Source organism: Streptomyces himalayensis subsp. himalayensis (genome assembly GCF_013778455.1).
In the GTDB taxonomy this organism is placed as follows: Bacteria; Actinomycetota; Actinomycetes; order Streptomycetales; family Streptomycetaceae; genus Streptomyces; species Streptomyces himalayensis.
Genome location: NZ_JACEHE010000057.1, coordinates 17,859 through 27,171 on the forward strand (window position 1 = coordinate 17,859; position 9,313 = coordinate 27,171).

General features: G+C 69.4%; 5 protein-coding genes. 2 read left to right on the forward strand and 3 right to left on the reverse strand.

The features are described from left to right. Nucleotides 1-82 precede the first annotated feature (82 nt). Nucleotides 83-3,655 carry a glycoside hydrolase family 32 protein gene (locus tag H1D24_RS40415; protein ID WP_181662756.1) on the forward strand — a complete coding sequence of 1,191 codons (3,573 nt, stop codon included), beginning with the start codon at nt 83-85 and terminating at the stop codon, nt 3,653-3,655. Between the two features lie 499 nt (nt 3,656-4,154). Here the strand turns inward: H1D24_RS40415 and H1D24_RS40420 are convergent, their stop codons facing one another. From H1D24_RS40420 to H1D24_RS40430, 3 genes are all read right to left on the reverse strand, one after another. Continuing rightward, nucleotides 4,155-5,234, reverse strand: coding sequence for an endo-1,4-beta-xylanase (locus tag H1D24_RS40420; RefSeq protein ID WP_181662757.1), 1,080 nt, complete (start codon nt 5,232-5,234; stop codon nt 4,155-4,157). A gap of 73 nt (nt 5,235-5,307) precedes the next feature. After that, nucleotides 5,308-5,706, reverse strand: coding sequence for a fibronectin type III-like domain-contianing protein (locus tag H1D24_RS41950; protein WP_181662758.1), 399 nt, complete (start codon nt 5,704-5,706; stop codon nt 5,308-5,310). A gap of 24 nt (nt 5,707-5,730) precedes the next feature. Next, nucleotides 5,731-7,197 (reverse strand): non-reducing end alpha-L-arabinofuranosidase family hydrolase, encoded by a 1,467-nt coding sequence (locus H1D24_RS40430; protein ID WP_181662759.1) that lies wholly within the window; start codon nt 7,195-7,197, stop codon nt 5,731-5,733. 1,711 nt (nt 7,198-8,908) lie between these two features. Between H1D24_RS40430 and H1D24_RS40435 the strand changes: the two genes are divergently transcribed. After that, on the forward strand, nt 8,909-9,313 hold a 405-nt coding region (locus H1D24_RS40435), incomplete at its 3' end, for an endo-1,4-beta-xylanase (protein ID WP_181662760.1).

Below are 9,313 nucleotides of genomic sequence, written 5' to 3' on the forward strand. Positions count from 1 at the left end.
TCTTACACCCGGTACACCCGGCCACGGCCCGCGGAGCAGGCGACCCCCGGGCCGATGGCCCACCCTTCCCTCAGGAGCCGCCATGAGCGTGTCCCGCCGCACCCTCCTGCTCGCAGGAGGCACCGCCGCCACCCTGCTGCCTCTCGGAGGCATCATCCCCGCAGCACAGGCCGCCACCCCGAGTGCCGGCGGATCAACCTCCGCCCCCACCCCGATCCCCGACCCCATCCCCGTCACCGGCACCTGGACCCGCACCTCCGACGGCGGCCAGAAGGCGACAGCCGGCCGTCGCGGGCCCGCCCTCGCCCTGTCCGAGCAGCAACTCGCCACCAAGGGCACATACGCGGCCCGCATGACGCCCGATCCCGCCTCCGCCGTGGGCGCGTTGGTGTTCCGGGCCGCCCTGGACGGCTCGACCGGATTCGCGGCCGCCCTCGACCCGGAACGCGCACGCATACGGCTCTACGACCTGGCGAGCGGCGACACACTCGCCACCGCACCGCTACCGGGCGCGCGGACCGGAAGACCCTACGACCTCCAAGTGGCCGTGGATGGACCGGAGTTGACGGTGTTCGTCGACGGCGAACGGCTCCTCCACGCCGAGGACCACCGTCACGACACCGGCTCGGTGGGCCTGCTCGCCCAGGGCGGCACGGTCACCTTCGGCCCGCCCTCCCTCTCAGCGGTCACCACCAACCTCACCGGCTGGACCACGAGCGGCGGCACCTGGACGGCGACCCCGCTCGGCTGGCGCGCAGACCCGTCCCAGGGCGCCACCGCGCGCGCCGTCACCACGACCCGGGCGTACGACACCGCGTTGCAGGCCGACATGCTCCTGCACGACGCCTCCGCGGTCGCCTCACTGCTGGTGCGTACCGACGCCGAGGCCACGCGCGGCTACGGCGTCCAAGTTGACCCGGGCCAGGGCAGGCTGCGGCTCTACCGCATCGACGGGAACGTCACCCTCGGCACGTACGCGACGACCATCAAGGCCGACACGGTCTACCGCCTGCGTGTCGAAGTCGAGCACGACGAACTGCGCGTGCACTGGCAGACCAACTTCCTCTCACCCGACGGCTACAGCCCCGTCATCACCGCCCAGGACTCGACCCACACGAAGGGCCGACTCGCCGTCACGGCCTCGGCCGGCGCGGTGTCCTTCGAGAACATCGCCGCTGCCGACCTCGTCACCGGTCTTCAGGGCTGGACGGCCCGCTCCGGCACCTGGACCCCCGACCTGCGCGGCATCCGCGGCGAGAACGGCCTGCGGACGGCTGCCTTCGCCGAAGGCGACCTGGTGGCGAGGGCCGACATCACACCCACCGGCCCTTCATCCTCGGCCGGCCTCGTCCTGCGCGCGTCCGCGAACGGCTCCGGCGGCTACGAAGCCCGCCTGGAAGCCGACCGGAACGCCGTCGTCCTGCTGGACCGCTCCTCCGGCGCCCGCCTCGCCTCAGCCTCCGGCCCCGTCCGGCGTATCGGGTCCGGTGGCACGTACCGCGTCGAGGCCCGCGCGACGGGCAGGACGATCGAGGTGTACGTGGACGGCGTGCGGGCGCTCAGGACCCGCGTGTCCCGCACCACGGGCGGCGCGGTCGGCACCGCGGCCGCGCACGGGACGTCGTACTTCCAGAACGTCGAGGTCAGCAGAACCACCGACTACTTCACCGAGCCGTACCGCCCGACGTACCACTACTCCCAGCTCAGCGGCTCGACCAGCGACCCCTGCGGGCTGCTGTACCACGACGGCGAGTACCACCTCTTCCACCAGGACGAGGGCCGCTGGGCGCACGCGGTCAGCAGCGACCTCGTCCACTGGCAGGCCCTGCCGATCGCCCTGCCCTGGAACGCGTACGGCCACTGCTGGACCGGTTGCGCGGTCGTGGACGCAGACGACACCTCCGGTCTCTTCGACGGCGGCTCGGGCCTGATCGCGTACTACACGAGCTACCACCCCGACAAGCCGGGCGGGAACGCGAGCGTGCGCATCGCGTACAGCAAGGACAAGGGCCGCTCATGGCAGCTGCAGGGCGGTTCGACCCCGGCGGTGCAGAACCCGGGCGGCCCCGACGCGGGCTGGACCTTCCGGGATCCGAAGGTGATCCGCGACGAGGTCCACGACCAGTGGCTGATGGTGGTCTCCGGCGGCGACAACGTCCGCTTCCTCACCTCCACCGACCTCCTCACCTGGACCCACGTCAGCTCCTTCGGCTACGGCGACTGGGTCACGCCGGGCGTCTGGGAGTGCCCCGACTTCTTCCCACTGCCCGTCGACGGCGACAAGGACAAGGTGAAGTGGGTCCTCACCCTGAGCACGGGCGCCGTACGCGCCACCGACGGCTCGGCCGCCCAGTACTTCACCGGTGACTGGAACGGCACCGACTTCGCCCCTGACCAGCCAGCCGGCACGGTCCTGCGCGCCGACTCCGGGCGTGACTACTACGCCGCCATGTCCTTCTACGGCCTGCCCGACGACCGCCGCGTCTGGCTCGGCTGGATGAGCAATTGGGAATACCCGTTCAGCGCCCCGACCGGCGCCTGGAAGGGCCAGCTGAGCACCCCCCGCGAACTGACCCTCACGGACACCGCCGACGGCGTACGCCTGGTGCAGCGCCCGGTCCCGGAACTGACTGCCCTGCGCACGTCCACCACGACCCGCAAGGACATCTCCGTCGGCCCCACTTCCGCGAACCCGCTCGCGGGAGTCACGGGCATCGCCTACGAGATCGAGGCCGAGATCACCCTCGGCACCGCCACGGAGATCGGCTTCCGCCTCCGGACCGGCAACGACCAGCACACGACGGTCGGATACGACGCCGAGGCGAACCAGCTGTTCGTGGACCGGTCGTCCTCGGGCCTGAGCGACTTCACGCAGTACTTCGCGGGCCGCACGACCGCGCCGATGAAGGCGACCGACGGCCGCGTGACCCTGCGCGTGTACGTCGACTCGTCGTCGGTCGAGGCATTCGGCGCGGACGGCCGGGCCGCCGTGACAAGCCTGATCTTCCCCGACCCGGACGCCGACGGCATGGCCTTCTACGCCGAGGGCGGCACCGCACACATCGAGTCGCTCAACGTGCACCGTCTGGACAGCACTTACCGCCTGGTGGACCGGGTGAAGCCGCCGCTGGCCGCTCCGACCGGCGGTGAATTCCGCTCGGACCTCGGCAAGTTGACGATCCTCCCCGCCGGCCACTGGTCGACGGACAGCGCGGGCCGCGCCGGAACCTTCGACAAGGACTCCAACGCGATCTCGGCCCGCACGGCGACGGACCTGGACCTCACCACCCTGGTGCGGCTCGGCGGCCCCGACCCGGACCAGGGCGGTGCCCTCTCCCTCCTCTGGCGCGCATCCTCCGACGGCACCGACGCCTACTGCCTCAACATCGACCCCGACCTGCGGGTGATCCGCCTGGTCGCCAAGGCCAACGGCTACTTCGACGACGGCGCCGCCCTAGCTCGCGTCCCGGCCCTGCTCCGCCGCGGCACGACATACCCCGTCCGCATCCTCACCGTGGGCGACCGCATCCAGGTCTTCCTCAACAGCAAGCGGATCATCGACGTGACGGACACGACGTACACCGATGGGCACATCGGCCTCAACGTGTTCGGAGGGAGGGCGGCGTACCAGGACACGTACGCGAAGGAGCTGTGACCGCCGGTCGGGCCGACCAGCGCCAATGACCGCAGAGGCTCCGCCCCGAGTCGCGGGGCGGAGCCTCTGCGAGCGGGAAGGGCAATCCGCTGCGGTGAGTTCGGGACCCCTTCCCGAGCTGGAGAGATCGGCCCTCACTGGGTACGTCAAGCCGGATGTGGAGGATCTTCGCACGGCCGTCGCGCCGGACTGCGCCGACAAGGCCATCCGCCTGACTTCCGCCTTCCTCGACGCGGTCAAGGACGGCGCGCCCGTGCGGACGTGCCGCCACACAGGCATATGGCGAGGAGCACCTGGCCGACCCGCGCTCCGTGCCGGACGTCGCCGCCGTCGGTATCTCCCACCACGCATCTGGCGCGCGTGATCCGCGCCGAGACCGGTCTCACGGTCGTGTCGTACCTCCGGCGGCGACGCCTACAGGCGTCCGACAGGCATGCCGCCGCGAACTCGGCGCGGCCCGTGTGACGTTCGGGTGGGCCGGGCGAAGCAGCCCTGACGCCTACGACCCGGCCGCCGTGAGCGCGTTGTGGATCGCGTCGTAGGCGGGCTTGTGCCTCAGGTTCTCGTCCCAGGGCAGGGCCGCTCCCTCACCGGGGAAGACCGCGGGGATCCACGAGTGCCGGTCCGTGTAGCCCCACAGGGTGATGCCCACACAGCGCCGTACGGCCAGGCAGGCGTCGGTCACCTGCCCGTACCAGTCGGCCTGTTCTGCGAGCTTGGTCTCGTCGGTGGGCAGGATCATGCGGATGTCGAGTTCGGTGATGGCGACGTCGACGCCGAGGTCGGCGAAGCGCTGCAGGTTCTCCTTCAGGCCGCCGGGGAAACCGTACTGGAGGGCGAGATGGCCCTGCAGTCCGAACCCGTCGATCGGGACGCGCTCCTTCTTGAGCTGCTTGATCAGGGTGTAGTACGCATCCGACTTCGGGCCGAGGGCCTCGACGTTGTAGTCGTTGAGGTACAGCTTGACGTTGCGGTCGGCGGCGCGGGCCCAGCGCAGGGCGTCGGGGATGTAGCCGGGTCCGAGGGTCTTGTAGAAGATGTTCTCGCGGTAGGTGCCGTCCTCGTTCATGATCTCGTTGGCGACGTCCCACGCGAAGACCTTGCCCTTGTAGTGCTTCACCACCTTCGTGATGTGGTTCTTCAGGATGGAGCGCAGTTCGTCGGCGGTCCAGGTGCCGGAAGTGAGCCAGTCCGGGAGCTGGGAGTGCCACAGCAGGGTGTGCCCGCGGACCTTCAGGCCGTTCGCGCGGGCGTAGTTCACGATCGCGTCGCCCGCGGTGAAGTCGAAGACACCGCGCTGGGGTTCGGTGGCGTACCACTTCATGCCGTTGCCGGGGGTGGTCTGGCCGAACTCGGTGCCGAGCAGTTCGGCGAACTCGGTGTCGGCGAGCTCCGGGTTGTCGACGGCGGCGCCGAAGTAGCGACCGGACTCGCGGGCCAGTTCGTGCAGCGTCTTCGTCGCCTTCGCGCCGTCGGTGCCGGCCTGGGCGGTGGGCGCCGCGGCGAGGCCGAGCAGCAGGGCAGCGGACGCGGCGAGCGCGGCGGATCCGACGCGGAAACGGCGTGCGGGTGTGCGCATGGTGCATCTCCTCAACTGTGGGATGGGGCGGTGCGGTTGCTGTGCGTGGAGCTGGTCCGTGGGGTCCGTGGGGTCACTTCACGCGGAGCTCGCAGCGCATCCGGCGCTCGTGCCCGACCTCGCGTACGGGGCCGGTCAGGGTGAGCGGCACGGTGTGGTGGACGTGTTCGCTGGATGCGGCGACGCGCAGTTCGAGGGCGCCTGGTTCGACGACGCGGCGGCCGTCGGCGCCGGTGTACGCGGCGAGGTCGGCCGGGAACGTGGCGTGGACCTCGGCGGACGCGCCGGCTTCGAGCGTGACGCGGACGTAGCCGACGAGCGGTCCAGGTGGCACCGCTGTCCGCGTTACGGGATGGCCCTCGGGTCGGTGAGCGTTGCCCGACCCGCGCTCCGTCGCCGTATGAGCGCTGACGTTGTCGCGTGACCCGGGCGGGCTCGGCCTTCCGCCGAGCCCGCCGCGCCGGCTCCACACCGGAGCCGAACTCGTGGCACGCCGTTAGCGCTGCAGTGTCAGCAGACCGGGCCGGTAGGGCCATTGGCCGTAGTCGCCGCCGGAGTTGGGGTCGCGTCCCTGGTAGAGGAACTGCAGGTTGCAGGGATCGACGGTGAAGGTCTGATCGGCGCTGGTGCGGATCAGTTCGCCATGGCTGATGTCGTTGGTCCAGGTGGCGCCGCTGTTGGCCTTGCCGGCGAAGGGATTGCTCTCGGTCGCGGCCTGGGGTGTCCATGAGCCGTTCAGACTGGTGGCTGTGAACGAGCGGAAGTAGCGGCCCTGCGAGCCGATCGCCTCGACGATCATGAGGTAGCGGTTCTGGCCCTGGAGCTTGTAGACCTGCGGGGCTTCGAACAGGTTGTTCGTCGTATCGCTCATGACCACTGTCGAGTTCGTGCCGAAGCTGCCCGGGAAGTTCCCGATCGGCATACTGGCCCGGTAGATCTTGCCGTTGTCACCGGCGAAGAACAGGTACATGTTCGTCCCGTCAGCGATGAGCGTCTGGTCGATGGGCCCGGTTCCGGAGCCGGAGATGCTTCCGGAGAAGAGCACCTGCTCGGATGACCAGCCATTCGGGTTGGTGGGGTCGCTGGACGTCCGGTAGGAGAAGGAAGTCCCACCCCATTGGTAGGCGAGCACCCAGATGTTCTTCGGTGCGAAGTAGAAGAGCGTGGGCGCGACGGTGGAAGCTGACATCGTGTTCTGGCTGGCCGAGGCCATCTCCGACCAGTTGGTGAACAGGCCGAAGTTCATCGAACCCCACCGCGTCCCTGTGTCGTGCGTCGTCGCATAGACGAGTTGCCTGCCGTTGTAGGGGACGACGGTGAAGTCCTTGAGCGAGACCCACCCCGGCTTGGGCTGCGCCAGCGGGCCCGTTGATGTCCAGCGGTATGACGATGGAAGATCGCACGCGCCGGAGTTGCCGCCGCCGACCTTGACGAGCTGCCACTGCTGGTTGGCGCCGCCCCAGTCGTCGTACTGGACGACGTTCGCGTTGTCCGCGGTGGAGGCACCTTGTACTTCGAGGGCCTTGTTGCTGTGGCGCGAAATCAACCTCACGTAGCCATCCGGGCTGTCGGCCAGACGCCACTGCTGGTTGGTGGCATTCAGGTCGGTCCACTGGACGATCGCACCGCCGTTCGCGGTGGACCAGTTGTGGACGTCCAGAACCTTGCCGGAGTGGCGGGACTTGATGCGGTAGTAGCCGCCTCCGGAGTCGACGAACTGCCACTGCTGCTGGTTCTGATCGTTCCTGGTCCACTGGGTGATGCGGGCGCCGTCGTCGGTCGCCAGGTTGTAGACGTCCAGGGCCTTGCCGCTGTTGCGGTTGACCAGCACATACGAGGCGTTGGGGTCGACGGTCGCCGCGGCGGCGGGCTGGGCACCGAGGGAGGTAGCCACGAGCAGCAAGGGCGCAAGGACGGCGAGTAAGCGTCTCAGGCGGAGCGGGGACGGACGGCGAAACCACATCAGAGGGCCTCCTTTTCTGGGGGACGGGGGTGAGGTGACCCCGATGAACCGCAAGGCGGCCGCGCCGGGGGCAGGGACAGGAGAGGTGCGAAGGCGGCCGCATGTGCCGAAGAGTTGGTGCTCTGGGCGCTCAAGCCGGAGCACTTCGCCGTGGGCCGAGATGAGAGAGGTCTCCGGCCTTCAGCCGCCCCAGCTGACGGCCGGTTGTCACGGCTGCCGCCAGGGGGCCGTCACGCCAGCGGATCCACCGGGCGTCCGGGGGGTGCTGACCATGGAGACCTCCGGGTGGGGAATGTCAGTCCAGTCTCGGAAAACTTACGGAAACCTCTCGGACTCGTTGACGCCACAAGCTAGGAATGCGGGGCCTCCCGGTCAAGACCTGTCGCCGATCTGTCCATAAACAGCGCCTCCCCTCTGGGCTTGACGAGCTGTCCTCCCGACCGGAAACCATCCGCAGGTTCGCGATACAGCTGGCCAGTCCAAGGGTCCGTGCGGAGAAGGGGAGTTGAGCAAGCAGCGTCCGACCCTGGCCGGTAATCCGCCTCGGCGCGGCGGCCGGAACATGGCCCCGTCACCTCGGACCCGCGCGAGGCCGCTGGTCGAGCCTTTCGTCCGGGCCCCGGCCCTACGGCAACCGCCGACGGTGGCGGCTGGGGGTCCGCGGTTACCCGTCCGACTCGCCGGGAATCCGGAAAATTTTCGAGTAAGGAACGGAAACTTCTTCTGGCGGGAGTATTGACGATCCACCGTCAATCCTTCAATCATCCCTGTCTGAGACAGCGGTCACAGTTCGAGATCTCGGACAATGTTGGCCCTGAGCAATCTGTGCTGCACGACAGATCCGCGCACCACAGCACCCGCGCCACCCCGTTTCCCTTCCGGTGAGGTTCGCGCCAGCGCATCGTGGCTCTTCGCGCAGTTGGAGAGGTACGCGACGCCGCGTGGCGGTCCCCCGGCTGAGCCGCGATGGAGTACCCCCATGCCTCTGTCGAAACACCGCCGCCGCCCGCCTCCGGTACGCGCGGTCGTGGTCGTCCTCCACGGCCTGGCGCCGACGTTGCTCGCCGTCTCCGCCGAGTCCGCTCCCCTCCGCACGTCCATGGCCGACCCCGCTGTTCCCCTTCGGGCACGGGCTCAGCTGGACCAGCTTCACCTGCCCGGAGTTCTCGGTGGATCAAGTCGCCGCGACGGACGGGGCCGTCGTCGTTTCGGTCACCGTCCGCAACGTCGGCGAGGTGGGCGGTACGGAGGTCGTCCAGCCGTACCTCTCGGATCCCGGGGCGTTCGTCGTCCGGCCGCAGCGGTGGTCGGCCGGGGCCGGCAGGGGCGAGCTGCAGCCGGGCGCGGCCGTCCGCCGGCCGGACCTTTTTCACCGGGCTCGACCTGCGGAGGGGGGTAGAACCCGGGGATATCGGCGTGGCCGTCGGACGGTCCAGCGGCGACCTGCCGCTCCAGGGCTCCTTCACTCTGGAACGCCCCGTATCTCACCCGAAGGCGGGGCTCCTTCACTCTGGAACGCCCCGTACCTCACCCGGAGGCCGACCGGGTGCTGTCCGTGCCGGTCGAGATCGTCCCGGTTGCACGACCGCGATGTCCGGTGATCCCGTAATGCCCGGATTCCGGCCCGCCTCGTCCGCCTGCCGAGTGGGAGCGGACGACGCATTCCGCTGCACTTCAGTCCTTCCGTGATTTCTACCCTGGAGGCACAGTCATGGGCTTACATGCCATTCCCCCACCCGCCGTCCGCCGGAAGCTCGGCGGCCTGCTGATAGCGCTGGTCGTCGGCGTCTTAGTTGCGGTCGGCGCCCTGGTCGCGCCGCCGAGAGCACACGCCGCCGAGAGCACGCTCGGCGCTGCGGCGGCGCAGAGCGGTCGTTACTTCGGCACCGCCATCGCCTCGGGCAGGCTGGGCGACTCGGCGTACACGACGATCGCGGCCCGCGAGTTCAACTCGGTGACGGCCGAGAACGAGATGAAGATCGACGCCACCGAACCCCAGCGGGGCCAGTTCAACTTCACCGCCGCTGACCGCGTCTACAACTGGGCGGTGCAGAACGGCAAGCAGGTGCGCGGCCACACTCTGGCCTGGCACTCCCAGCAGCCCGGCTGGATGCAG